This is a genomic window from Burkholderia sp. Ac-20344, from assembly GCF_017104975.1.
Classification (GTDB): Bacteria; Pseudomonadota; Gammaproteobacteria; order Burkholderiales; family Burkholderiaceae; genus Burkholderia.
Genome location: NZ_JAAGPP010000013.1, coordinates 1 through 23196 on the forward strand (window position 1 = coordinate 1; position 23196 = coordinate 23196).

General features: G+C 68.8%; 21 protein-coding genes, 1 pseudogene and 1 riboswitch. Of the genes and pseudogenes, 7 read left to right on the plus strand and 15 right to left on the minus strand.

Features of this window, described 5'->3' with window-relative positions; translation table 11 throughout:
• Nucleotides 1-880: pseudogene (locus G3N64_RS06550) on the plus strand (hypothetical protein); the annotation flags it as partial.
• A gap of 88 nt (nt 881-968) precedes the next feature.
• On the opposite strand, the gene lnt reads toward G3N64_RS06550, so the two are convergent.
• From lnt to G3N64_RS06590, 8 genes are all read right to left on the minus strand, one after another.
• Nucleotides 969-2657 (minus strand): apolipoprotein N-acyltransferase, encoded by a 1689-nt coding sequence (gene lnt / locus G3N64_RS06555; RefSeq protein ID WP_205782905.1) that lies wholly within the window; start codon nt 2655-2657, stop codon nt 969-971.
• 52 nt (nt 2658-2709) lie between these two features.
• Nucleotides 2710-3597 carry a transporter associated domain-containing protein gene (locus G3N64_RS06560; protein ID WP_043190655.1) on the minus strand — a complete coding sequence of 296 codons (888 nt, stop codon included), beginning with the start codon at nt 3595-3597 and terminating at the stop codon, nt 2710-2712.
• A 306-nt stretch (nt 3598-3903) separates the two neighbouring features.
• Nucleotides 3904-4053, minus strand: coding sequence for a hypothetical protein (locus G3N64_RS06565; RefSeq protein ID WP_205782906.1), 150 nt, complete (start codon nt 4051-4053; stop codon nt 3904-3906).
• Nucleotides 4054-4106: 53 nt separating this feature from the next.
• Complete coding sequence (locus G3N64_RS06570; protein WP_166963509.1) at nt 4107-4739, minus strand: gamma-glutamylcyclotransferase; 633 nt, start codon at nt 4737-4739, stop codon at nt 4107-4109.
• Between the two features lie 12 nt (nt 4740-4751).
• Nucleotides 4752-5528 (minus strand): rRNA maturation RNase YbeY, encoded by a 777-nt coding sequence (gene ybeY, locus G3N64_RS06575; RefSeq protein WP_166963507.1) that lies wholly within the window; start codon nt 5526-5528, stop codon nt 4752-4754.
• Nucleotides 5529-5673: 145 nt separating this feature from the next.
• On the minus strand, nt 5674-6720 hold the full coding sequence (locus tag G3N64_RS06580; RefSeq protein ID WP_205782907.1) for a PhoH family protein: 1047 nt from the start codon (nt 6718-6720) through the stop codon (nt 5674-5676).
• Between the two features lie 29 nt (nt 6721-6749).
• Nucleotides 6750-8135, minus strand: a complete 1386-nt coding sequence (miaB, locus tag G3N64_RS06585; RefSeq protein ID WP_205782908.1) for a tRNA (N6-isopentenyl adenosine(37)-C2)-methylthiotransferase MiaB — start codon at nt 8133-8135, stop codon at nt 6750-6752.
• Between the two features lie 213 nt (nt 8136-8348).
• On the minus strand, nt 8349-9290 hold the full coding sequence (locus G3N64_RS06590) for a LysR family transcriptional regulator (RefSeq protein ID WP_205782914.1): 942 nt from the start codon (nt 9288-9290) through the stop codon (nt 8349-8351).
• 144 nt (nt 9291-9434) lie between these two features.
• On the opposite strand from G3N64_RS06590, the gene G3N64_RS06595 reads away from it, so the two are divergent.
• The 3 genes from G3N64_RS06595 to ribB all read left to right on the plus strand — a co-directional run bounded on the left by G3N64_RS06595 (nt 9435) and on the right by ribB (nt 12699).
• Nucleotides 9435-10610: an MFS transporter gene (locus G3N64_RS06595; RefSeq protein WP_205782916.1), complete on the plus strand. Its 1176-nt coding sequence runs from the start codon at nt 9435-9437 to the stop codon at nt 10608-10610.
• Nucleotides 10611-10840: 230 nt separating this feature from the next.
• The gene (locus G3N64_RS06600; protein ID WP_205782918.1) at nt 10841-11533 is read left to right on the plus strand and encodes an XRE family transcriptional regulator; all 693 of its coding nucleotides are present in this window, start codon (nt 10841-10843) and stop codon (nt 11531-11533) included.
• 188 nt (nt 11534-11721) lie between these two features.
• Nucleotides 11722-11870: riboswitch (FMN riboswitch) on the plus strand.
• A 118-nt stretch (nt 11871-11988) separates the two neighbouring features.
• Nucleotides 11989-12699, plus strand: a complete 711-nt coding sequence (gene ribB, locus G3N64_RS06605) for a 3,4-dihydroxy-2-butanone-4-phosphate synthase (RefSeq protein WP_205782920.1) — start codon at nt 11989-11991, stop codon at nt 12697-12699.
• Between the two features lie 98 nt (nt 12700-12797).
• Here the strand turns inward: ribB and G3N64_RS06610 are convergent, their stop codons facing one another.
• From G3N64_RS06610 to G3N64_RS06630, 5 genes are all read right to left on the minus strand, one after another.
• Nucleotides 12798-13484 (minus strand): HAD family hydrolase, encoded by a 687-nt coding sequence (locus G3N64_RS06610; protein ID WP_205782922.1) that lies wholly within the window; start codon nt 13482-13484, stop codon nt 12798-12800.
• 192 nt (nt 13485-13676) lie between these two features.
• The gene (gene iolG / locus G3N64_RS06615) at nt 13677-14663 is read right to left on the minus strand and encodes an inositol 2-dehydrogenase (RefSeq protein WP_205782924.1); all 987 of its coding nucleotides are present in this window, start codon (nt 14661-14663) and stop codon (nt 13677-13679) included.
• A gap of 70 nt (nt 14664-14733) precedes the next feature.
• Nucleotides 14734-15561 carry a TIM barrel protein gene (locus G3N64_RS06620; protein WP_205782933.1) on the minus strand — a complete coding sequence of 276 codons (828 nt, stop codon included), beginning with the start codon at nt 15559-15561 and terminating at the stop codon, nt 14734-14736.
• A gap of 38 nt (nt 15562-15599) precedes the next feature.
• Nucleotides 15600-16634: a xylose isomerase gene (locus G3N64_RS06625; protein WP_205782935.1), complete on the minus strand. Its 1035-nt coding sequence runs from the start codon at nt 16632-16634 to the stop codon at nt 15600-15602.
• 168 nt (nt 16635-16802) lie between these two features.
• The gene (locus G3N64_RS06630) at nt 16803-17867 is read right to left on the minus strand and encodes a LacI family DNA-binding transcriptional regulator (RefSeq protein ID WP_205782937.1); all 1065 of its coding nucleotides are present in this window, start codon (nt 17865-17867) and stop codon (nt 16803-16805) included.
• A 232-nt stretch (nt 17868-18099) separates the two neighbouring features.
• Here G3N64_RS06630 and G3N64_RS06635 point away from each other — a divergent pair, with 232 nt between their 5' ends.
• From G3N64_RS06635 to G3N64_RS06645, 3 genes are read left to right on the plus strand one after another with little or no spacing between them, the layout of a single operon-like run.
• Nucleotides 18100-19122, plus strand: coding sequence for a fatty acid desaturase family protein (locus G3N64_RS06635; protein ID WP_205783038.1), 1023 nt, complete (start codon nt 18100-18102; stop codon nt 19120-19122).
• A gap of 36 nt (nt 19123-19158) precedes the next feature.
• On the plus strand, nt 19159-19467 hold the full coding sequence (locus G3N64_RS06640; RefSeq protein ID WP_205782939.1) for a non-heme iron oxygenase ferredoxin subunit: 309 nt from the start codon (nt 19159-19161) through the stop codon (nt 19465-19467).
• Nucleotides 19468-19471: 4 nt separating this feature from the next.
• Entirely contained in the window at nt 19472-20722 is a 1251-nt protein-coding gene (locus G3N64_RS06645; protein WP_205782946.1) for an FAD-dependent oxidoreductase, read from the plus strand.
• Between the two features lie 76 nt (nt 20723-20798).
• On the opposite strand, the gene G3N64_RS06650 is transcribed toward G3N64_RS06645, so the two are convergent.
• On the minus strand, nt 20799-21515 hold the full coding sequence (locus G3N64_RS06650; RefSeq protein WP_006484467.1) for an MIP/aquaporin family protein: 717 nt from the start codon (nt 21513-21515) through the stop codon (nt 20799-20801).
• An 81-nt stretch (nt 21516-21596) separates the two neighbouring features.
• A complete protein-coding gene (glpK, locus tag G3N64_RS06655) occupies nt 21597-23099 on the minus strand; it encodes a glycerol kinase GlpK (protein WP_174955545.1) in 1503 nt (500 codons plus the stop codon).
• Nucleotides 23100-23196: the final 97 nt, after the last annotated feature.

The following is a 23196-nucleotide window of genomic DNA, read 5'->3' on the forward strand; positions in this document are numbered from 1 at the left end:
TCCGGGCCCGCGCTGGCAGGGCGAGCCGCTTGCCGGCAAGACGCTGCTCGTGTGGGGCGAGCAGGGGCTCGGCGACGTGCTGCAGTTCTGCCGCTTCGTCGCGCCGCTCGCCGAGCGCGTGCATCGCGAGGGCGGCCGGCTCATCTGGAATACCTTCCCGCAGGTGGGTACGCTGATGCAGCGCAGCCTCGGTGCGCATGCGGACGCGTTCAGCGCGGGCGGCGGCGTCGACGTGCTGCCCGCGTTCGATTACGAAGTACCGCTGATCGGCCTGCCGCTGATGCTCGGCATGGAAGGGTCGACGCTCGCGTCGTCGGTGCCGTACCTGCGGGCCGATCCGCCCGCGCGCGACGCGTGGCGCGCGCGGCTCGCGGGCGACAGCCGGCTGAAGGTCGGGCTCGTGTGGACGGGCAGTGCGGGGCACCAGCGCAATCCGTTCCGGCGCGTCGGGCTCGAGCGTTATGCCGATGCGTTCCGCGGGATCGACGGCGTCGCGTTTCATTCGCTGCAGCCGGGCGCGCAGGCGGAGGTCGCGGCGGCGCGCGCGGCCGGCTTCGCGATCGAGGATGTCACGGCGGAACTGACGAGCTTCGACGATACGGCTGCGTTCATCGGCGCGCTGGATCTCGTGATTACCATATGCACGTCGGTTGCACACCTGGCGGGCGCGCTCGGCGCGCGCACCTGGGTGCTGCTCGACGTGAATCCGCACTGGCCGTGGCTGCTCGAACGCAAGGACAGTCCGTGGTACCCGACTGCGACGCTGTACCGGCAACGGGCGTTCGGCGCGTGGGAGCCGGTGATGGAGGACGTGAGCCGCGACCTGCGGCACCTCGCCGCGCAGCCGGTTCAACCGGCGGAGTCGGCCCGGCAGGCCTGAGCGGCCGGGCGGTTCGCTGCGACGGGCCGCTGCTGCATGTTGCATTTGGCGGCGGCCGCCACGCATTGCGCAGCGGCTGCCTGCTGCGTCATTCCGGCTGGTCGTCGCCGTTCTTCCGGCCGTTGCGCCGGCGCAGCCCGGGGCCGAACGTGAAGCCGAACGCGAGCAGCACGAACGACACCGCGAGCACGATGTTGTTGCCGCTCGTCACGTAAGGCGTGAAGCCGCTCGTGCCTTCGATCCGCACGTCGAGCGAGCCGATCGTGAACGGCTTCAACTGGCCGAGCACGCGGCCGCGCGCATCGATCGCGGCCGTCATCCCCGTGTTGGTCGACCGCAGCATCGGGCGGCCCGTCTCGAGCGAGCGCATCCGCGCGATCTGCAGGTGCTGGTCGAGCGCGATCGTGTCGCCGAACCACGCGAGGTTCGTCACGTTGACGAGCACGCCCGGCGGCTGCGGGTTGTCGCGGATCGTCGCGGCGATTTCCTCGCCGAACAAGTCCTCGTAGCAGATGTCGGCCATCACGGGCTGGTTGTGCACGAGGAACGGCTTCTGCACGGGCGCGCCGCGCGCGAAGTCGCCGAGCGGCATCTTCATCAGGTTGACGAACCACCGGAAGCCCCACGGGATGAATTCGCCGAAGGGCACGAGGTGGTGCTTGTCGTAGTGGTAGATGTCGCGCGAATTCGGCGTCACGCCGTACAGGCTGTTCGTATAGTCGACGTAGTGGCCGTCCTCGGTCACCGATGCGCCGACCGCGCCGAACAGCACCGCCGAGCCCGTCGTGTCGCTGAACTTGCGGATCGCGACGGCGAACGGCTCGGGCAACTCCTGGATCATCACCGCGATCGCGGTTTCGGGCGTGACGATCAGGTCGGCCGGCTTCTCGACGATCATCTTCGTGTACATCTTGATCGCCGCGTCGATGCCCGCTTCCTCGAACTTGATGTCCTGCTTCACGTTGCCCTGCAGCAGCCGCACGGTGAGCGGCGCGTTCGCGGGCACGGTCCACGCGACCTGCGACAGCCCGAGACCGGCCGCGACCAGCGCGACCGCGATGCCGGCCGGCGCGGCGATGCGCACGCGCGCATTACCGGCGCGGGGCTCGGCGAGCGGCGACGGCCGGGCGGCGGCGAGCGCCTGCACGACGAGCGCGGCGAACAGCGCGAGTACCCACGCGATCCCGTACACGCCGGCGACGGGCGCGAAGCCGGCGAACGGGCCGTCGACCTGCGAATAGCCGCTTGCGAGCCACGGGAAGCCGGTCAGCACGGTGCCGCGCAGCCATTCGCCGAGTGCCCATGCGCTCGCGAACGCGAATGCGCCGTGCCAGGTCGGCGAGAACGGCCGCGGATCGGCCGTGCGGCGATGCCACGCATGGCCCGCGCAGAACGACCACAGCCCGGCGGAGAACGCCGGGTACAGCGACAGGTACAGCGAGAACAGCACGAGCGCGCCGCCCGCGAGCGGCGCGGCCATCTCGCCGTACACGTGCATGCTGATGTAGAGCCACCAGATGCCGCTGATGAAGTTGCCGAAGCCGAACGCGCCGCCGGTGAGCGCGGCGCTGCGCCAGCTCGCGGTGCGCGTGAGCTGCGCGAAAAACCAGACGAATACGACGAGTTGCAGCCAGCCGCCATGCGGCGTCGGTGCGAAGCTGAGCGTATTGGCTGCGCCGGCGAGCAGCGCGGCCGGGTAGTGCCAGCGCGGCAGCGCGCGGCCGGGTGTCGGCGCGAGAAGGCCGCCAGCCGGGCGGGACAGGATCGGATCGTCCATGTGAAGCGAAAGTGGGCGAGCGGTTGTGGAACGCGCGGCTGGCGCGCGACGGTCAGTCCTCGTGCGAGGTTTCGGCGCGACGGCTGGCGAGCGGGTTGCGGCGCACCAGCAGCACGTGCACCTGGCGCGCATCGCCGCGCTGGATCTCGAACACGAGGTTGCCGAGCTGCAGCTTCTCGCCGCGATGCGGGACGCGGCCGAAATGATGCGTGATCAGCCCGCCGATCGTGTCGACCTCGTCGTCGGGGAAATCGGTGCCGAACGTCTCGTTGAACTGTTCGATCTCGGTGAGCGCGCGCACGCGGTAGCGGCCGTCGGGCCCCGAGATGATGTTGCCGGCTTCCTCGTCGAAGTCGTATTCGTCCTCGATGTCGCCGACGATCTGCTCGAGCACGTCCTCGATCGTGATCAGGCCCGCGACGCCGCCGTATTCGTCGACGACGATCGCGAGGTGGTTGCGGTTCACGCGGAAGTCGTGCAGCAGCACGTTCAGGCGCTTCGATTCGGGAATGAACACGGCCGGGCGCAGCATCCCACGCACGTCGAATTCCTCTTCGGCATAGAAACGCAGCAGATCCTTCGCGAGCAGCACGCCGATGACGTTGTCGCGGTTCTCCTCGTACACGGGGTAGCGCGAGTGCGCCTTTTCGAGGACGAACGGGATGAAATCTTCAGGTTTGTCGGCGATGTTGATCGCGTCCATCTGGGCGCGCGGCACCATGATGTCGCGCGCGCACAGGTCGGATACCTGGAAAACGCCTTCGATCATCGACAGCGAATCGGCGTCGATCAGGTTGCGTTCGTGGGCGTCCTGGAGGATTTCCAACAGCTCGCCGCGGGATTCGGGCTCGGGCGAGATGAAGTCGGTCAGGCGCTCGAGCAGCGAGCGCTTTTCTTGCGGTTTGTCGGTTGACTTACGACTGGGATACGAATCGTTCATGGTGGTGCGCCCGGGTCATGCCGGAGCGCGCTGTCACGGAGTAGGCAAGGATACACCAAGGGCACGACGCGACCGTGTCACACCAGCCGCATGGCCAGGGTGGGCAGATCGCGCGGGCCCCGCTCGCGGACGGCCGCGCCGGGCGCGACATCGTCCTCGTGTCCATCCTATCTCAGAAAGGGGCGGCAGGGCAGCGGCGACAAAAAACGGGTGCGGAAGGGGCGGGGAGCCGTGGCGCGGGAAAACGTCCGGCCGAGGCGGCCAGCGGCGGCATTCTGCCGCACGCGGGCGTCGCCGGGCCGAGGTTCAGAACCGCATGCCGGCCGAGCAGCCGCCAGCGGCCGCGCCGTTGGTCGCGGCGCCGCCGCAGCCGAGGATCCCGCAGCCGGACAGCGCGACGCACGCGGCGACGATCAGCGCGGCGACCCTGCAACGCGACCAGCGCGACGGTTTCATCGGTCCTGCCCTCGGTCGAGTGCGCACGCGGCGCGGCCGTGCGCCGTGCTGCATCACCGGCATCGTGCGAGCAGTCCTTCGAGCGCGCGATCGGGGATGCCGCTCGCGCGCAGCGCGTCGACCGTGCGGCTCACGTAGTCGAGCGTCGTGCCGTAGCGGCCGGCCGCGCAGCCGAACACTTCCTTGACGACGGGATCGGACAGCTTGCCCGTGTAGGTCGGCGCGTCGCGGCGCATCACGAACGCGAGCGCGTTTACGCGCTCGCCGTTCTCGAGCGAGCACGGCAGCCACGCGGGCCGGTACGAACCCATCGGCATCTCGCGTTTCCACAACGTTTCGAGGTGCGGCTGCGCGGTCGGGCCGGCGAGCCGGAACGCGATGCCCGAGCACGAGCCGCCGCGATCGAGCGCGAGCACGAGGCCCGGGCGTTCGGGCGTGCCGCGGTTCACGCGCGACCACAGGTAGAGCCCGCGATGATAGCCGTGCACCTTGCCGCGCACGGCGGCGACGGTCGGCAATCCCGGGTTCCAGATCAGCGAGCCATAGCCGAACAGCCAGAGATCCTGCTGGCCGTCCCAGTCGCGCATCGTGTGCGCGAGCGAGGCCGCGAGCTCGTCTTCCGTCAGCAGGCGCCCGTCGCCGATCGACGGCGGGTAGGCGGGCGGGAGCGTCGCGGCGTTGCGCATCGTGCGGACGGCTTACTGGTACGGGTTCGGGAAGCCCAGCTTCGCGAGGATGTCGACTTCGAGCGCTTCCATTTCGGCCGCGTCCTCGTCGCTCGTCTCATGGTCGTAGCCCTGCGCATGCAATGCGCCGTGCACCAGCAGGTGCGCGTAATGGGCCGTGAGCGGCTTGCCCTGGTCGTGTGCTTCCTTCTCGACGACCGGGCAGCACAGCACGAGGTCGCCGATCACGGTGCCGTCGGGCGCCGCGTCGTACGCGAAGGTCAGCACGTTGGTCGGGTAGTCCTTGTGGCGGTAGCCGGCGTTCAGCGTGCGGCCTTCGTCTTCGCCGACGAAGCGCACGGTGAGCTGCGCGCTGGCGAACAGCGCCGGCTCGATCCATTCGGCGATCAGCTTGCGCTTGGGGAGCGTCTTGCGCACGTCGCTCGTGATTTCGTCGCCGTACTGCACGGACAGGTCGAGCTCCGGTTCGCGCAGCGCGTCTTCGGTGTCGTCTTCGCGCGGTGCGGGCTCGGCGCCCACGTGCAGCGTCACGCTGTCGTAGTGTTCGGGCTGCAGCGCGAGCTTTGCGCGCATGGCCGGATCGTTGTGCTGCGCGACGATCGCAACGGCGGCTTCCCCCGAACTGCCCGACAGGTCGAACATCAGGCTGCGGCCGTCCGGGAAGTCGATGCGCAGCCCTTGCGCGTTGACGGTCCGGGCCTTGCCCTTCGCATCGAACAGCGAAAGGCGGGGGGAGGCGGGCGCGGCGGACTGGGCGCGCCCGGACTTGCGGGAACGGGAGGATTTCATGACGCGTGCGGCGATTGGAACGCGTTGAGGATACACCAAACGGCCGATCGCACCCGAATTCACGCAGGCGAAAAAAAGCCCGGCGCGCCGTCTGGCGGGCCGGGCCGGGGTCAGGCCGGGGCGGCGTGCAGGTGCCGCCGGCCGGTCAGCCGTCCTGGTGCTGCGCGTGGAATTCGTCGTAGGCCTCGACGATGCGCGCGACGAGCGGATGGCGCACGACGTCCGCGCTCGTGAAGCGCGTGAGCGCGATGCCGCGCACGCCGCTGAGGACCTGCTGCGCCTCGACGAGGCCGCTCTTGTGGCCGCGCGGCAGGTCGACCTGGCTCGTGTCGCCGGTCACGACCGCCTTCGAGCCGAAGCCGATCCGCGTGAGGAACATCTTCATCTGCTCGGGCGTCGTGTTCTGCGCCTCGTCGAGGATGATGAACGCGTGGTTCAGCGTGCGGCCGCGCATGTACGCGAGCGGCGCGATCTCGATCATCTGGCGCTCGAACATCTTCGCCGTCTTGTCGAAGCCGAGCAGGTCGTACAGCGCGTCGTACAGCGGACGCAGGTACGGGTCGACCTTCTGCGCGAGATCGCCCGGCAGGAAGCCGAGCCGCTCGCCGGCCTCGACGGCCGGGCGCGTCAGCACGATCCGCTTGACCTGGTCGCGCTCGAGCGCATCGACCGCGCAGGCGACCGCGAGGTAGGTCTTGCCGGTGCCGGCCGGCCCGATGCCCAACGTCACGTCGTGCGACAGGATCTGCTTCAGGTATTCGCGCTGCGCGGGCGTGCGGCCGCGCAGGTCGGCGCGCCGCGTGTAGAGCTTCGGCGCGGGCTCCTCGTCCGGCTCGCTGGCGTCGAGCTGCACGACGGGGTCGTCGAACGGATGGTCGGGGTCGCCGCGGAAGCGCACGTCGAGCGTGTCCTGGCGGCCGTTGCCGGACGTGTGGCGCACTTCGACCAGCGCGAGCTGGATGTCGTCGACCGACAGCGCATCGCGCGCGCGGTTGTAGAAGTTCTCGAGTGCGGCGAGCGCGAGCTTGGCGCCGCGACCGCGGATCGCGATCCGGTGGCCGCGTCGCGACAGCGTGACGTCGAGCGCCTGTTCGATCTGCCGCAGGTTCTCGTCGAGCGGGCCGCAGAGGTTGGCAAGGCGCGCATTGTCGTCGCGCGGCGCGACGAATTCCAGTGCTTGGGTCGGCTTCAAAGTGGCGTCGGGCTCCTGTTGAGCGTCAGTCAGTGGGTGGCCGCGCTCGCGTCGTCGCTCACGAGCACGAGCTCGCCGCGCAGCGAATGCGGGTACGCGTGGTTGATCTTCACGTCGATCATCTGGCCGATCAGGCGCGGGTGCGACGCGAGCGGCGCCGGGAAATTCACGACCCGGTTGTTCTCGGTGCGGCCCGCGAGCTCGTTCGGGTCCTTGCGCGACGGGCCCTCGACGAGGATCCGCTCGACCTTCCCGACCATCGACTGGCTGATGCGCGCGACGTTTTCCTCGATGGTCGCCTGCAGATGTTGCAGGCGTTTGAGCTTCACTTCGCGCGGCGTGTCGTCGTGCAGGTTCGCGGCCGGCGTGCCGGGGCGCGGGCTGTAGATGAACGAGAAGCTGGTGTCGTAGCGCATCTCGTGCACGAGCGCCATCATCTTGTCGAAATCCTCCTCGGTCTCGCCGGGGAAGCCGACGATCATGTCGGTCGACAGCGACAGGTCCGGGCGGATCGCGCGCAGCTTGCGGATCACCGACTTGTATTCGAGCACCGTGTAGCCGCGCTTCATCGCCATCAGGATGCGGTCGGAGCCGTGCTGGACCGGCAGGTGCAGGTGGCTCACGAGCTTCGGCACTTTCGCGTAGGTGTCGATCAGACGCTGCGTGAATTCCTTCGGGTGCGACGTCGTATAGCGGATTCGCTCGATGCCGGGGATGTCGGCGACGTATTCGATCAGCGTCGCGAAATCGGCGATGTCCGACGAACCGGCCGTCAGCGCGCCGCCGAATTTTCCACGATAAGCGTTCACGTTCTGGCCGAGCAGCGTGACTTCGCGCACGCCCTGGTCGGCGAGGCCGGCCACTTCGGTCAGCACGTCGTCGAGCGGGCGCGACACTTCATCGCCGCGCGTGTACGGCACCACGCAGTAGCTGCAGTACTTCGAGCAGCCTTCCATGATCGACACGAATGCGCTCGGCCCCTCGACGCGCGCGGGCGGCAGGTGGTCGAACTTCTCAATTTCGGGGAACGTGATGTCGACCTGCGCACGGCCGCTCTGGCGGCGCGCATCGATCATCTGCGGCAGGCGGTGCAGGGTTTGCGGGCCGAACACGAGGTCGACGTACGGCGCGCGCGACACGATCGATGCACCTTCCTGGCTCGCGACGCAGCCGCCGACGCCGATCAGCAGGCCGGGCTTCGCTTCCTTCAGCTCGCGCACGCGGCCGAGATCGGAGAACACCTTCTCCTGCGCCTTTTCACGCACCGAGCACGTGTTGAACAGGATGATGTCCGCGTCTTCCGGCGTATCGGTCTTTTCGAGGCCTTCGGCCGCATTCAGCACGTCCACCATCTTGTCCGAGTCGTACTCGTTCATCTGGCAGCCGAAGGTCTTTACGTAAACTTTCTTGGTCATGGGGATTCGCCGTTCGCAGTGGTTGACCTGGGGGCGTCGTCAAGTGTGAATCGGGACGGCCGTGCGCTGCATGCGGATGGCGCGCAGCCAGCATGAAAGGCCGTCGGGAAAGCTTTCCATTATAGCTTTTCATGCCGCCCGGGACGGGGGCAGGTTGCGGCCGCGCGACGCGGACTGTCAGGTTCCGACCCTTGGGCGGCGGCACGCCGGCCGTCAGCGGCACGCGTTCAGCAGGTCGTCGTGCGCGGCTTCCTCGCGCGCGAAGCGCTCGGCGAGAAAGTCGAGCAGCACGCGCACGCGCGGCGCCATGTAGCGCTTGCCCGGATAGATCGCGTGCAGCGACGCGCTCTGGTGCCGCCAGTCGGGCAGCAGGACCTTGAGCCGCCCGGCGCGGATGTCGTCGGCGACATCCCAGATCGAGTTCAGCACGATGCCGCGGCCGCGCAGCGCCCACTCGCGGGCGAGGCCGCCGTCGTTGGTCTCGAACGCGGTGGCGAGCGGCACCGTGCAGGTCTGCATATCGTCGCCTCGGTCGCCGCGCGTAAAGCGCCACGTGTTCATCGGCCCGGACGCCACCGTGATCACGTTGCACGGAAAGCGGGCCAGATCGTGCGGATCGCGCGGCACGCCGTGGCGTTCGACGAACGATGGCGCCGCGCACGGCACGCGCCGGTCCGCGGCGAGCCGGCGGGCGATCAGCGCGCCGTCCGGCGGCGCGGCGAAGCGGATCGCGAGGTCGATCTCGTCCTGCCACAGGTTCACCGTCGAGTCGGACGCCGTCAGCGAGAACGTCACGTCCGGGTAGCGCGTGTTGAATTCGTCGAGCCAGTCGAGCAGCCGGCGGCGGCCGAAATCGGACGTCGCCGACAGCCGCACCCGGCCGCCGACGACGTTGCGGCCGGCCTGCAGCAGCGCGTTGGCGTCGTCGAGCGCCTGCAACGCCTGCCGGCAGCCGTTCAGGTACAGGCGGCCTTCGTCGGTGAGCCGCAACTGCCGGGTCGACCGGTCGAACAGCCGGGTGGCGACCGCGGCCTCGAGCTTCGCGAGGCGCGCGCTCGCGGCGGCCGGCGTGAGGTTCAGCTTGCGTCCGGCGGCGGACAGGCTACCCAGGTCGGCCGCCTCGACGAACAGCCGGATATCGCCCAGTCGATCCATGCGATTTTCCAGAGATATTTGAAAATGGTTCAAATGCCACGCCAATTATCAAATATAGGCATCTTCGGGACAATGCGCACATCCTGCCTTTTGTGCGGTGCGGCACCGACCGGGCGCCGCGTCCGCCGCCTTCCGGAGAACGTCATGCCCATTCCGTTACTGGCGCTTGCGATCAGCGCCTTCGCCATCGGTACCACCGAGTTCATCATCATGGGCCTGCTGCCCGAAGTCGCGCACGACCTGGCCGTGTCGCTGCCGTCGGCCGGCCTGCTGGTCACGGGCTACGCGCTCGGTGTCGCGGCCGGCGCGCCGCTGCTCGCGGTGCTGACGAGCCGCATGCCGCGCAAGGCCGCGCTGCAGTGGCTGATGGTGATCTTCATCGTCGGCAACGTGCTGTGCGCGACCGCGTCCGGCTACGCGATGCTGATGGTCGCGCGCGTCGTCACGTCGTTCGCGCACGGGTCGTTCTTCGGGATCGGCGCGGTGGTCGCCGCGTCGCTCGTGCCGACCGACAAGCGTGCGAGCGCGATCGCGCTGATGTTCACGGGGCTCACGCTGGCGAACGTGCTCGGCGTGCCGTTCGGCACGTTCGTCGGCCAGTTGCTCGGCTGGCGCGCGTCGTTCTGGATCGTCGCCGCACTCGGCGTGCTGGCGCTCGGCGGTGTCGCCGCGCTCGTGCCGAACCGCCACGACAGCGGGCCGGTCGGCCTCGGCCACGAAGTGCGCGTGCTGAAGGAGCCGCAGGTGTGGCTCGCGCTGCTGATGACCGTGCTCGGCTTCGGCGGCGTGTTCGTCGTGTTCACGTACATCGCGCCGATTCTCGAGACCGTGTCGGGCTTCTCGCCGCGCTCGGTCGCGCTGATCCTCGTGCTGTTCGGCGCGGGGCTGACGATCGGCAACACGCTCGGCGGCAAGTTCGCCGACCGCGCGCTGATGCCGTCGCTGATCGTGATCCTCGTCGCGCTGATGGCCGTGATGGCCGTGTTCGCGAAGACGAGCCACCTGCCGGTCGCGGCTGCGGTCACCGTGTTCGTATGGGGGATCGCCGCGTTCGCGACGGTGCCGCCGCTGCAGGCGCGCATGGTCGAGAAGGCCGCGAGCGCGCCGCATCTCGCATCGACGCTCAATATCGGCGCGTTCAACGTCGGCAATGCGGGCGGCGCGTGGCTCGGCGGCGTTGCGCTGGAACACGGCCTCGCGCTCGATGCGCTGCCGTGGGTTGCGGTCGCGGTGACGTTCGCGGCGCTCGTGGTCACGTGGTTCGCGATGCGGCTCGACGCGCGCGGGCCGGCACGCGGCGCGGCGCCGGCGGCGCAGTGAGCGACGAAACGAGCGACGAAACGAGCGGTACCCGCGCGACGCGATAGCGGCAGGAAAAGGTTCGCGAGGAACGCATTCCTCCGCGATGCTGATAACGGTGTGAAGATAACTTCGTTTGCCGGTGCAAGACCGGGTGATAGCGTTTCGATACGCGCCATTGCTGGCGCAACCCGATTCCGATCCCGGCTTACCCCATACGCAGGGCTGCACAGCGGCCCGGAGGCAATGCTATGTCTTCATCCCTGGCGCTCGTGCGCGACGTGTCTTCCTTCGAGTCCGGCAACGCCGCCGATGCGCGGGCGTCCGCGTCGCTCGACGTTCTCGAACAGGTCGTTGGTGTGAACCTCGCGCGGTTGCGCGCCGAGCGGCAGTTGTCGCTCGATGCGCTCGCGCGGCTGTCCGGCGTGTCGCGCGCAATGCTCGCGCAGATCGAGTCGGCGCGCAGCGTGCCGTCGATCAAGGTGCTCTGCAAGATCGCCGCAGCGCTGAAGGTATCGGTCGCCGCCTTCCTGCGCCGCCATGCGGTGAACGGCTTCGAGCACCTGGCGGCCGAGCGCGCGTCGCGCGTCGTCAGCTCGAATGGCCGCTTCTCGGCGCGCGCGCTGTACCCGGAAGGCGAGCCGGCCGCGGCCGAGTTCCACGAGCTGCGGATCGCGCCGCTGCATACGGAGCCCGGCGCCCGCCGCGCACCCGGCACGACGGTCAACCTCGTCGTCAGCGAGGGCACGCTCGAAGTCAGCGTGCATGACCGCCGCCAGCTGCTCGCGACCGGCGACGCGATCGTGTTCGATGCCGACCAGCCGTACAGCCTGCGCAACCCGGGCGACAGCGAGGCGCGCGCATTTCGCGTGACGGTGAGCCCCGAGGTGCCGCCGCGCTGGCTCGTGCCCGACGCGGCACATGCCGCGCACGCGGCCGGCTGATCGCGCAGGCCGCACGGAGCGGGCCGCGTTCTCCCCGTTCGGGCGGGATCGCGGGCCATTCGTCGGCCGTTTGGACGATGCCGTTAGACGGGGTCGTCAGTAAGGTTTTAGGTGGTGTTGGCTGCGCCGCGCGCGCAGCTGTTGTATGCTTGGCCCGCCGTTGATGGGGTTGTCCCGTCCGGCAATCAGTGCGTCTTCAGGGCGGGGCGAAATTCCCCACCGGCGGTAGGCTGGCGTAAGCCGGCGAGCCCGCGAGCGCCCGCGCTTCCGCGCGGGGTCAGCAGATCTGGTCGAATGCCAGAGCCGACGGTCACAGTCCGGATGAGAGAAGATGTGCAGATAGTCATGTCCGCCAGGGCCGCTTCGCCATGCGTGCGAAGCGGGTTGTCGTTCTGTCTGTTTGCAATGCCCTGAAACGTTTTTCGCCCAAATCGTATTTGCGAGGAGCGTTTCACATGTCCTTGATGTCCGTTTCGTCGGCGCCCGCCGACGCCTTTGCCGATCTCCCGTTGCTGGATTCCGAACCGGTGCCGCCGCGCATCGCCGCCGCGCTCGATGCGATGCGCGCTGGCCGTGCGGTCGTGCTGCAGGACGACCACGACCGCGAGAACGAAGCCGACCTGATCGTTGCCGCCGAGCGCATCACGCCCGAGACGATGGCGCTGCTGATCCGCGAATGCAGCGGCATCGTGTGCCTGTGCCTGACCGACGACACGGTGCGCGCGCTCGAGCTGCCGCCGATGGTGCAGACCAACGAGAGCCGCAACGGCACCGCGTTCACCGTCTCGATCGAGGCGCGCGAGGGCGTGCATACGGGCGTATCGGCGGCCGATCGCGTGACGACGATCCGCGCGGCGATCGCCGAAGGCGCGAAGCCGTACGACATCGTGCGCCCCGGCCACGTGTTTCCGTTGCGTGCGCAGCCGGGCGGCGTGCTGGCGCGCCGCGGTCACACCGAAGGCACGGTCGACCTGTCGATCCTCGCGGGCCTGAAGCCGGCCGGCGTGCTGTGCGAGCTGATGAATCCGGACGGCACGATGACGCGCGGCGACGAAGTCGAGCGTTTTGCGCAACGGCACGGGTTGCCGATGCTGACGATCGCGGAACTCGTCGAGTTCCGCAAGGCGCTGGCCGCCGCGCGCGAGCGCTGCTGCGAACCGGCCTGAGTGAAGGGAAGGCGGGCGCGTTCGCGCCCGTGGGACGGCGTGCGTGAACCGGCGCACGCCGGATCGGCCCGCTCAGCCGGATCGGGCCGGCACGACTGTCAGGACTGTACGTCCCCGAATTCGCCGCGCATGCCGGCTTCGACGAACGCCGGCAGTTCGTCCATCTTGCGCATGATCCGTGTGATGCCCATCGCGCGCAGCGCGTCCGCGTAGTTGTCGGGGATGTGGCTCGCGCCGACGAACGCGATCGTCTTCATGCCTGCCGCACGCGCGGCATTCAACCCCGACACGCTGTCCTCGACGACGATGCAGCGCGCCGGCGCGACGCCGAGCGTGTGCGCCGCATGCAGGTAGACGTCGGGGTAGGGCTTCGGCCGCGCCACCTGCTCGGAGCTGAACACGCGATCGCCGAAGATTTCGCTGAGCGACGCGCGCTTCAGCGAGCTGCGCACGCGTGCGAGCCGGCTGTTCGACACGACGGCCACCGGCAGGCTCACCTTCAGCAGCGCGTCGCGCACGCCGGAGATCGGCGCGAGCGATTGCGCCAGCGCGCTCTCGATGTTGTGCTCGATGGTCTCGATGAAATTGGCGGGCATCTCGATCCCGAAGCGGGTTTCGATCCCGGCGAGGAAGCGCGACGTCTGCTGGCCGAACGCCGATTTCGCGGCGGCTTCGAAATCGAGATTCGGGAACGTGGTGGACAGCGTGTCGAGCAGCACGCGGTCGGCAATGACTTCGCTGTCGACGAGCACGCCGTCGCAGTCGCAGATGAGGTGATCGAGCATGGTGGTGAAAAAGCGGGATGTCGGCGACGCAGATCAATTCGCCATCATACGTGCTTTCACGCGCAGGCCGCGCGCCGCTTCGGCAAATTTTCCCGACGCGGTCGCGCGCTTTCCGCGTTTCGTCCGGGGGTGCTGCCGATCGTCCGGCGGCGGCTCGCTTGCGCGGCTCGCCCACGCTCGCCACCGGTTGCGTTACAGCTCGATTACGCGCCCCGTTTTCCACGACGTCATCGCGGCCTCGGCCAGTTCGAGCGCGGCGAGCCCGTCGTCGATCGTCGTCCGGACCGGCGTGCCGTCGCGCAGCGCGTCGACGAAGTGCGCGATCTCGGTCGCGTACGCATGCCGGTAGCGCTCGAGGAAGAATGGTTCCGGCACGTCCGTCGCGACGCCGCCCGCGAGCCACGCGCTCACCTCGGTCGGCCGCACGTTGCCGGCCTGCAGCATGCCGTTGCTGCCGAGCAGCTCGAAGCGCTGGTCGTAGCCGTAGGCGGCGCGCCGCGACGTGTTGATCTGGCACAGCAGCCCGCGCCGCGTGCGGATCGTCACGGCGGTCGAATCGATGTCGCCTGCGTCGCGCACCGCCGGATCGGTCAGGCAACTGCCGGTCGCGTGCAGCGTCTGCGCTTCGTCGCCGAGGATCCAGCGGAATACGTCGAAGTCGTGGATCAGCATGTCCTTGAAGATGCCGCCCGAACTGCGGATGTAGTCGACGGGCGGCGCGCCCGGGTCGCGGCTCGTGACGACCAGCATTTCCGGCGCGCCGATCTCGCCGCGCGCGACGCGCGCCTTCAGCGCGGCGAACGTCGGGTCGAAGCGGCGCTGGAAGCCGATCATGCAGGTCACGCCGCTGCGCCGGACGACGTCCGCGCACGCACGCGAGCGCTCGACGGTCAGGTCGACGGGTTTCTCGCAGAACACCGCCTTGCCCGCGTTCGCCGCCGCGACGATGAGGTCTGCATGCGTGTCGGTACTCGATGCGATCACCACGGCCCGGACGGCCGGATCGCCGAGCGCGCGCTCGATGTCGGCCACCTGTGCACCGTGCGCGCGGGCCAGCGCGTCGGCCGACGGCGCATGCCGGTCGACCACGTACCTGAGTTTCGCGCCCGGGTGGCGCGCGAGATTCGCCGCGTGGATCTTGCCGATCCTCCCTGCGCCGAACAACGCGAATTCGATCATTCCGTTCTCCTGTTGATTGCGTGGTTGTGCGCCGGCGCGCGGTTCGAGCCGCCGCGCGCCGTGGTGGCGGTCATTGATCCGACAGTTCGCCGCGCACGTAGCCGATGCTCGAACGCAACCGCTCCTCGATGTCGTCGGCCTCGGCGATTTCGTTCGCGAACGGCTCGAACGAGAACGCGCCGCGGTAGCCGCGCGCGAGCAGTTCGCGCAGTTGGCGGAGATTGCCGAGCCGGTCGGCGCCGCCGACCAGCACACGATGGCCGTCGCGCATCCGGTCGACCGGCAGCTTGTCTTCCTCGACACCCGAGATGTGCACGAGGCCCGTCAGGTTCGGGAAGAAGATGTCCTCGCCCGACAGGTGATGGTGGAACGTGTCGTGCACGAGCCGGAACACCTGTTCGCCCGCCGCGTCGTAGATCCCTTTCACCGCATCCGACTTGCGGCGCAGCGCGCATTCCTCGAAGCCGAGCGGCTCGATGAAGCCGAGCAGGCCACGCGCCTCGAGGATCGGCTTGAGCGCCTTCAACGCCTTCACGAGATCCGCGTGGCGCACGTCCACGCCGCGCGTGTCGCTGCGGCTGTTGGTCGGGCACAGCACCAGCGCACGCGCGCCGCATTGCGCTGCGTAGTCGGCCAGCACGGTCGCCTCGTCCGCACGCTCGGCGTTCCATTGCTCGAAGCGCTGCAGCGCGTTGATCGTCAGGATCGTCACGCCGCCGGCTTCGGCCGTCGCGCGTACGGCGGCAGCCGGTGTGCCGTCGGCGATCTCCACGCCGTCGAGATCGTTGCGGATCTCGATCGTGTCGACGCCGAGGCGCCTGCACAGCGCGACGTAACGGTCGAACGGCAAGCGCGGTGCGCTCATCCGGTTCAGCGAAAAATGGAAGGCTTGCGTCATCGTTCTGTCCTTGAGTCTTGAGTGGGGCGGGGGCCGAATCAGGTGGCGGTGCGCGCGATACCGTCTGCCGGCCGGTTTGCCGGCGGCGCGGCGAGCGCATGCCACGTGTCGCGCAGCCATTGCGCGCACGCAACGTTGTTGTCGAAGATCGAATAGCGTGCGCCGCCGCCGTAGTCGGGAAACGGGATGAACTCGCAACTGATCTGTTCGACGCGCGCCGGCAGTGCGTGGGCCTGCGATTGCAGCAACTGCCGAAGCGCGGCCTTCCACGTGTCGAGCGCCTCGGCGCGCCATGCGCCGTGATAGGCGCCCGGCGCGGGTGCGACGAACGGGTACTGGATGCCGCGCCCGGGCCTGCCGTCGGCGCGGCGCATCCACGGGTTGTCCGGATTGTTCGGCATCACGCTGCGCGCATGCGCATGCCGGACCCAGCCGCGCGCGATCCAGTCGGCGTAGAGGGCGTCGGGCGAGGCCGGGTCGAGCATGCGGCGGCCGTCGTCGGCCGCGTCGCGCATGCCCGATGCGTCGAGCTCGGCGCGATTGCCGATCTTGAACAGCAGGTGCGAATGATCGAGCGTGATCCGGAACGGCGCGCCGGCCTGTTCGACAAGCCGCGCGACGCGTGCGATGCGCGTGAAATCCTCGCTCCACATGTCGACGTGCACTTCGAGGCTCGGCAGGCAGCCGGCCGGCTCGCCGCGTTCGCAGGTACGCAGGTAGAAATCGGCGACCTCGCGGTCGGACAGCGGATGGCCGTCCGCGTGATTTGCATACAGCTGGCAGTTGAGCACCGTGCTGCCGAAGCGCGCGCCCGCATCGACGATCTCGGCGACGTGTGCTTCGTCACGTCCCGCGCACCAGATGCCGCCGATCACGCGAATCGGCAGCGCATGGCGTTCGACCAGCGCGAAATACGGCGACAGGTCTTCGCCGCGCGCCGGGTTCTTTTCGACGTAGTCGAATACACCGGCGCAGGCGACCATGCCAAAGCGTTCGGCCGGCGAGGGCAACGGCAGGCCGTCGTGTTCGAGCACGCCGTCGAGGTTCACGCCGATGAGGATCGGTTCTGCCATCGTCTCCTGTCCGCCGTTGTCATGGGATTGGCTGCCCAATGTACGGATGCGCGGCGCGGGCTGCATGACAAACGTTGGCGAAAAATCGCCAATGCGGCAGTCGATTTTTTCGCAACGCGCGTGCGGTGCGACAGACGGCGCGACAGACGGCGCACCAGGCGGCGCGATTCAGGCCGGCAGGTAGGCGCTGGTCCTCACGTTTGCCGGACAGAACACGCGGAACTCGACCGGGTCGGCCGGCGGCGGCTGGTCGACGATCCCGCACGCATGCAGCACGTGCTGCAGCGCGGCAATCACCTGGCCGTCCGGATCCTGGTCGATCGCGAGGTCCATCGCGCCAGCTTCGATGAAGGTGCGGTGCAGGTCGATCATCTCGTGGCCGATCCATACGACACGGCCGGCCGCGCCGGCCTTGCGCAACGCCGCTTCGATGCCGGCCGAGCCGGCGCCGCTGTTGTAGATCGCGACCACGTCGTCGTGCGCCTGCAGCGCCTTCGTCACGGCGCGGTAGCAGCGGTCGTCCTGGTCGAGCGTCTCGACCGGCTCGTCGTCGCTTCGGACGGCGGCGAATGCTTCGGCGAGCTGGTCGCGGCAGCCGGCCATCCGGTCCGCGTGCGCGCGGTAGCCCATGCGCCCGCCGAGCAGCAGCACGCGGCCGGGGCGCGCCGCGAGGCGGCCGATGTAGTAGCCGGCCGTGCGCCCGGCCCGGTAGTTGTCGATGCCCGCGAAGTGCACGCGGTCGATGCCGCCGATGTCGGTGACCATCGTGACGACGGTCTCGCCGCGCGCGATCGCGCCAGCCAGCGCGTTGCGCACGCGGGCCGTGTCGCGCGCCGTGACGATCAGCGCCGCGCGCCGGTAGGCGGGACGCTCGATCAGCGCGGCGGCCCGCTCGTCGTCGGCGGCGGGCAGGATCGTCCGGTGCACGACCACGCGCCGGTCGAGCATCTGCAGCGAGCGCTGCAGCGCCAGCTGCAGCCGGTGGAAGAACGCCGCGTCGGTATCCGGCAGCAGCACGTCGACGTGGATCAGCCCGTGCCGCGTGTCGGGCAGCTGGCGCGGCACGCCGAGCTGCCGCGCGGCCGCCACCACGCGTTCGCGCGCCTGCGCCGACACGCTGCCGCGCTCGTTCAGCACGCGGTCGACGGTGGTCGTGCTGACCCCGGCGAGCGCCGCGATCTCGTCGAAGCGCGCGGTGCGCTTGCGCCAGCGCGGCCCGGATTCGCCTGCCATGGTTGTCTCCATCGTGGTGTCGCCATCGAGACGTGGCGATGCGAGGAACGCTAAAGCGATGGCGAAATTTCGTCAATGTTTCGATTGAGCGGAACGGGCCGCGGGCCTAATTTTGATTCCATGCCGAAGCGCTTGCCGCGCTTCCTACGGACAAGGAATCCAGGAGACGCACGTGGTTCATATCGACGACCAGGCGCACGGCCGCACGGCGGCGCGCCGTCAGGACTACCGGATGATCGGCGGCGCCGGCGAACGCGCGCACGCGGCCGGGCTCGTCAATGCCGAGTGGTACCGGTGCCCGGTGCCGCGGCCGCTGATGAAGCAGCTGATGCAGCGCGGCGATGCGCGCGCGATCCGCGACACGCTGATCTGGTACGCGGCGATCGCGACCAGCGGCGTGCTCGCGTGGCTGGCGTGGCGCGCGCATTCGGCGTGGGCGATCCCCGCGTTCTTCGTGTACGGCACGCTCTACTGCAGCCCGGCCGACTCGCGCTGGCACGAATGCGGGCACGGCACCGCGTTCCGCACGCGCTGGATGAACGACGTGCTGTACCAAGTCGCGTCGTTCCAGGTGTTCCGCCGCGCGACGGCGTGGCGCTGGAGCCATGCGCGCCATCACACCGATACGCTGGTCGTCGGGCGCGATCCGGAAATCGCCGCGCCGAAGCCGACCGACTGGCTCTCGCTCGCGCTGAACGTCGTCGCGCTGAAGCATGTGGCCGGCGAGCTGCGCAAGATGATCGCGACCGCGTTCACCGGCCGGCTCGACGACGAGGAGCGTACCTACGTGCCCGCATCGGAAGTGCCGAAGGTCGTGCGCGAATCGCGCGTCCATCTCGCGGTATATGTGTGCGTGGTGGGCGCGTCGCTGTACGGGCACACGATCCTGCCGCTGCTCTACATCGGGTTGCCGAGCCTCTACGGCGCGTGGCTGTACCTGTACTTCGGCCTCACGCAGCACGCGGGCATGCCCGAGAACGTGCTCGATCACCGGTGCAACTGCCGGACCGTGATGATGAATCCCGTGTTCCGCTTCCTGTACTGGAACATGAACTACCACGTCGAGCACCACATGTTTCCGATGGTGCCGTTCCACGCGCTGCCGAAGCTGCACGAAGCGGTGAAGGCCGACATGCCGCCGCCGTATCGCGGCACGCTGGCCGCGTATGCGGAGATCGTGCCGGCGCTGGTCCGGCAGACGCGCGACCCGTCCCATTACGTCGTGCGGCCCGTGCCCGATGCCGCGCGTGCATGACCGACATCGACCCTTCCCACCCAGGAGACACGCAACATGACGCAATGGATCGACACCGGCGCGCTCGACGACATCGACGACGAAGACGTCGCGCGCTTCGACCATGCCGGCCACACGTACGCGATCTACCGCATCGACGGCGAAGTCTATGCGAGCGACGGCCTGTGCACGCACGAGCATGTGCATCTCGCGGACGGGCTCGTGATCGACCACGTGATCGAATGCCCGAAGCACAACGGGCGCTTCGACATACGCGACGGCCGGCCGCTGTCCGCACCCGCATGCGAGAAGCTGCGCACGTACCGCGCGAAGATCGAAGACGGCCGCATCCTGATCGAGGTGTGACGCGATGACGAACGATCGGGTGATGGCGATCGTCGGCGCGGGCCACGCGGGCGGTCGCGCGGCGCAGGTGCTGCGTGAGTCCGGCTGGGGCGGGCGGATCGTGCTGATCGGCGCGGAGGCGCACCTGCCGTACGAGCGGCCGCCGTTGTCGAAAGGCGTGCTGACCGGCGAGCGCAGCGCGGCGCAGTGCCGGTTGCGCGACCCGGACGCATGGGCGGCCGATCGCATCGAGCTGGTCGTCGCGACGGTCGAGCGCATCGATCCGCACGCACGCGAAGTGCACATGTCGGGCGCTCGCGTGTTCGGCTACGACGCGCTGCTGCTCGCGACCGGCGGCCGCGCGCGCCGCCTGGCGATTCCGGGCGCGACGCTCGACGGCGTGTTTGCGTTGCGCACGCTCGACGACGCGGCGGCGCTCGGCACACGGCTCGTGCCCGATGCGCGGGTCGTGCTGATCGGCGGCGGCTTCATCGGTCTCGAAGTCGCGGCGTCGGCACGATTGTGCGGCTGCCGCGTGACGGTGCTCGATGCGGCGTCGCGCCTGCTCGGGCGCGCGGTGCCGGAGACGATCGCGGCGCGCGTGCACGCGCTTCACGAACGGCAAGGCGTGGTCATTTGCGTGAACCGGAAGCCGGTTGCGATCGAGCGCACGGCGGGCGGCGCGCTGGCCGTCGTGCTCGACGACGGCGACACGCTGATCGCCGACACGGTCGTCGCCGGCATCGGCATCGAGCCGGCCGACGAGCTGGCGCGCGATGCGGGCCTCGCGGTCGAGCGCGGCATCGTCGTGAATGCGCGGCTCGAGACTTCGGCACGCGGCATCCATGCGGCCGGCGACGTCGCGGTGTTTCCGAGTGCGTTGTCGGGGCGGCTGGTCCGGCAGGAGACGTGGCATGGCGCCGAGACCCAGGCGCGCGTCGCCGCGCGCAACATGCTCGGCGCCGACGAGCCGTATCGCGAGACGCCGTGGTTCTGGTCGGATCAATACGACGCGCAGTTGCAGGTGGCCGGAGAGCCGGCGCTCGGCGAGCGATCGGTCGCGCGCGTGCTCGGCGACGACGCGGAAATCCATTTCCATTTCGACGCCGGTGCGCGGCTCGTCGCCGCGAGCGGTTTCGGCCGTGCGTCGGGATTCGTCAAGGAAATGCGCGTGGCGAGAATGCTGGTCGAGCGCGGGATCGACGTGAGCCCGGCGGCCGTTGCGGATACGGGGGTAAAGCTGAAGTCGCTGGTTTCGGCCGAGGGCGACCGATAGCGGAAACGAAGCGGAGGGGGGCGAAGGAGGGAGAAGCGCGCGGCAGTGGAGGCCGCGCGCTTCGGTCAGACGGCGATCAGATCGTCGTGTGCAGGTGCAGGTACAGGCCGGCCGCCGCGGCGCCGCCCAGCAGCGGGCCGACGACGGGCACCCATGCATAGCGCCAGTCGCTGTCGCGCTTGCCGGGGATCGGCAGCAGCGCGTGCATGATGCGTGGCGACAGGTCGCGCGCGGGGCTCATCGCATAGCCGGTCGGGCCGCCGAGCGAGATGCCGATGCCGAGCACGAGCAGGCCGACGGGCAGCGCGTCGAGTGCACCGAGGCCGACCTGCGGCGACGCGAGGTACAGCACGCCGAGGATCAGCACGAACGTGCAGATCGCTTCGGTCAGCACGTTGTGCGTGACGCTGCGGATCGCGGGCGCCGTGCAGAACACCGCGAGCTTCAGGTCCGCATCGGCTTCCTTCGCGAAGTGCTGGCGATAGGCGAGCCACACGAGCAGCGCGCCCGCCATCCCGCCGAGCATCTGCGCGAGGACGTAGCCGCCGACTTTCGACCACGCGAACTTGCCCGCGAGCGCGAGACTGATGGTGACGATCGGGTTCAGGTGCGCGCCGCTGAACGACGCGGTCACGTAGACCGCGACGAACACGGCCATCGCCCAGCCCATCACGATCACGATCAGGTCCGCGCCTTTGCCCTTGGTCTTTGCAAGCAGCACGTTTGCGACCGCGCCGTTGCCGAGCAGCACGAGGATCGCTGTGCCGATGAACTCTGCAATATAAGGTGACATGTTTGTCTCTCGTAAGTCGCGGCGGACTCGCGCATTGCGCGGTCCGCCGGTGTTGTTGTATTTCGTCCGGATGTCTGATGATTACTGGGCGTCGTCGGCCCACGCCTTCGCGGCGCGTACCGCACGCTGCCAGCCCGACATGCAGCGCTCCACCTGCTCCTTCGGCATCGACGGCGAGAAGCGGCGATCGAGCTGCCACTGGTCGCGCACTTCGTCGAGGTTCTTCCAGTAGCCGATCGCGAGGCCCGCGAGGTAGGCCGCGCCGAGCGCGGTCGTCTCGGTGATCTGCGGACGCACCGCGTCCACGCCGAGCAGGTCGGCCTGGAACTGCATCAGCAGGTCGTTCGCGCTCGCGCCGCCGTCCACACGCAACTCGCCGATGCTGATGCCCGAATCGGCTTCCATCGCGGCCAGCACATCGAGCGACTGGTACGCGATCGAATCGAGCGCCGCGCGTGCGAGATGCGCGGAGGTCGTGCCGCGCGTGACGCCGAACACCGAGCCGCGCGCCCGTGCGTTCCAGTGCGGGGCGCCGAGGCCGGCGAACGCGGGTACCAGGTAGACGCCGTCGGTGTGCGGCACGCTCGCGGCGAGCGCTTCGATCTCAGCGGCCGACTTGATGATGCCGACGCCGTCGCGCAGCCACTGCACCACCGCGCCCGCGATGAAAATGCTGCCTTCCAGCGCGTACTGCACGTTGTCGCCGATCTGCCAGGCGATCGTCGTGACGAGGTTGTTCTTCGATTCGATCGGCTTGTCGCCGGTGTTCATCATCAGGAAGCAGCCGGTGCCGTAGGTGTTCTTCACCATGCCGGACTGCGTGCACATCTGGCCGAACAGCGCCGCCTGCTGGTCGCCGGCGATGCCCGCGAGCGGGATCTTCGACGCGAACACGGTGGTCTTGGTGTGGCCGTAGATTTCCGACGACGCCTTCACTTCCGGCAGCATGCTGCGCGGGATGTCGAGCAGCTCGAGCAGTTCGTTGTCCCACTCGCGCGTGTGGATGTTGAACAGCATCGTGCGCGACGCGTTCGTCACGTCGGTCACGTGCAGTTCGTGCTTCGTGAAGTTCCACACGAGCCAGCTGTCGACGGTGCCGAACGCGAGCTTGCCCTGTTTGGCCTTCTCGCGTGCGCCGGGCACGTTGTCGAGGATCCAGCGGATCTTGGTTCCTGAGAAGTACGAATCGATCGGCAGGCCGGTCTTCGCGCGCACCTTCGCCTCGAGGCCCTGTGCTTTCAGCGAATCGCAGAAGTCGGCCGTGCGGCGATCCTGCCAGACGATCGCGTTGTAGACGGGCTGGCCCGTCTCGCGATCCCAGACGATCGTGGTTTCACGCTGGTTGGTGATGCCGATCGCGGCGATCGACGTGCCGTTCAGGCCCGTGCGCGTGACGGCTTCGGCGGCGACGCCGGCTTGCGTCGACCAGATTTCCTGCGGGTCGTGCTCGACCCAGCCGGGTTGCGGGTAGATCTGCTCGAATTCCTTCTGGGCGATCGATACGATATTACCCTGGCGATCGAACAGCATCGCGCGGGAACTCGTGGTGCCCTGGTCAAGCGCGAGGATGTACTGATCCTGCATGTCTCTCATCTCCATCCGTGGATTGGCGTAGTTGTGATGCGCGCCGCATGGGGGCGGCGCGTCGGTGAGTCAACGGCGGTACGGCAACTGCAACTGC

Bases quoted from the DNA above. Each gene is read 5' to 3' on its own strand.
- lnt (WP_205782905.1), bottom strand. From the start codon at position 2,657: ATGGACGATCCGATCCTGTCCCGCCCGGCTGGCGGCCTTCTCGCGCCG.
- G3N64_RS06560 (WP_043190655.1), bottom strand. From the start codon at position 3,597: ATGAACGATTCGTATCCCAGTCGTAAGTCAACCGACAAACCGCAAGAA.
- G3N64_RS06565 (WP_205782906.1), bottom strand. From the start codon at position 4,053: ATGAAACCGTCGCGCTGGTCGCGTTGCAGGGTCGCCGCGCTGATCGTC.
- G3N64_RS06570 (WP_166963509.1), bottom strand. From the start codon at position 4,739: ATGCGCAACGCCGCGACGCTCCCGCCCGCCTACCCGCCGTCGATCGGC.
- ybeY (WP_166963507.1), bottom strand. From the start codon at position 5,528: ATGAAATCCTCCCGTTCCCGCAAGTCCGGGCGCGCCCAGTCCGCCGCG.
- miaB (WP_205782908.1), bottom strand. From the start codon at position 8,135: ATGACCAAGAAAGTTTACGTAAAGACCTTCGGCTGCCAGATGAACGAG.
- G3N64_RS06590 (WP_205782914.1), bottom strand. From the start codon at position 9,290: ATGGATCGACTGGGCGATATCCGGCTGTTCGTCGAGGCGGCCGACCTG.
- G3N64_RS06595 (WP_205782916.1), top strand. From the start codon at position 9,435: ATGCCCATTCCGTTACTGGCGCTTGCGATCAGCGCCTTCGCCATCGGT.
- G3N64_RS06600 (WP_205782918.1), top strand. From the start codon at position 10,841: ATGTCTTCATCCCTGGCGCTCGTGCGCGACGTGTCTTCCTTCGAGTCC.
- ribB (WP_205782920.1), top strand. From the start codon at position 11,989: ATGTCCTTGATGTCCGTTTCGTCGGCGCCCGCCGACGCCTTTGCCGAT.
- G3N64_RS06610 (WP_205782922.1), bottom strand. From the start codon at position 13,484: ATGCTCGATCACCTCATCTGCGACTGCGACGGCGTGCTCGTCGACAGC.
- iolG (WP_205782924.1), bottom strand. From the start codon at position 14,663: ATGATCGAATTCGCGTTGTTCGGCGCAGGGAGGATCGGCAAGATCCAC.
- G3N64_RS06620 (WP_205782933.1), bottom strand. From the start codon at position 15,561: ATGACGCAAGCCTTCCATTTTTCGCTGAACCGGATGAGCGCACCGCGC.
- G3N64_RS06625 (WP_205782935.1), bottom strand. From the start codon at position 16,634: ATGGCAGAACCGATCCTCATCGGCGTGAACCTCGACGGCGTGCTCGAA.
- G3N64_RS06630 (WP_205782937.1), bottom strand. From the start codon at position 17,867: ATGGCAGGCGAATCCGGGCCGCGCTGGCGCAAGCGCACCGCGCGCTTC.
- G3N64_RS06635 (WP_205783038.1), top strand. From the start codon at position 18,100: ATGATCGGCGGCGCCGGCGAACGCGCGCACGCGGCCGGGCTCGTCAAT.
- G3N64_RS06640 (WP_205782939.1), top strand. From the start codon at position 19,159: ATGACGCAATGGATCGACACCGGCGCGCTCGACGACATCGACGACGAA.
- G3N64_RS06645 (WP_205782946.1), top strand. From the start codon at position 19,472: ATGACGAACGATCGGGTGATGGCGATCGTCGGCGCGGGCCACGCGGGC.
- G3N64_RS06650 (WP_006484467.1), bottom strand. From the start codon at position 21,515: ATGTCACCTTATATTGCAGAGTTCATCGGCACAGCGATCCTCGTGCTG.
- glpK (WP_174955545.1), bottom strand. From the start codon at position 23,099: ATGCAGGATCAGTACATCCTCGCGCTTGACCAGGGCACCACGAGTTCC.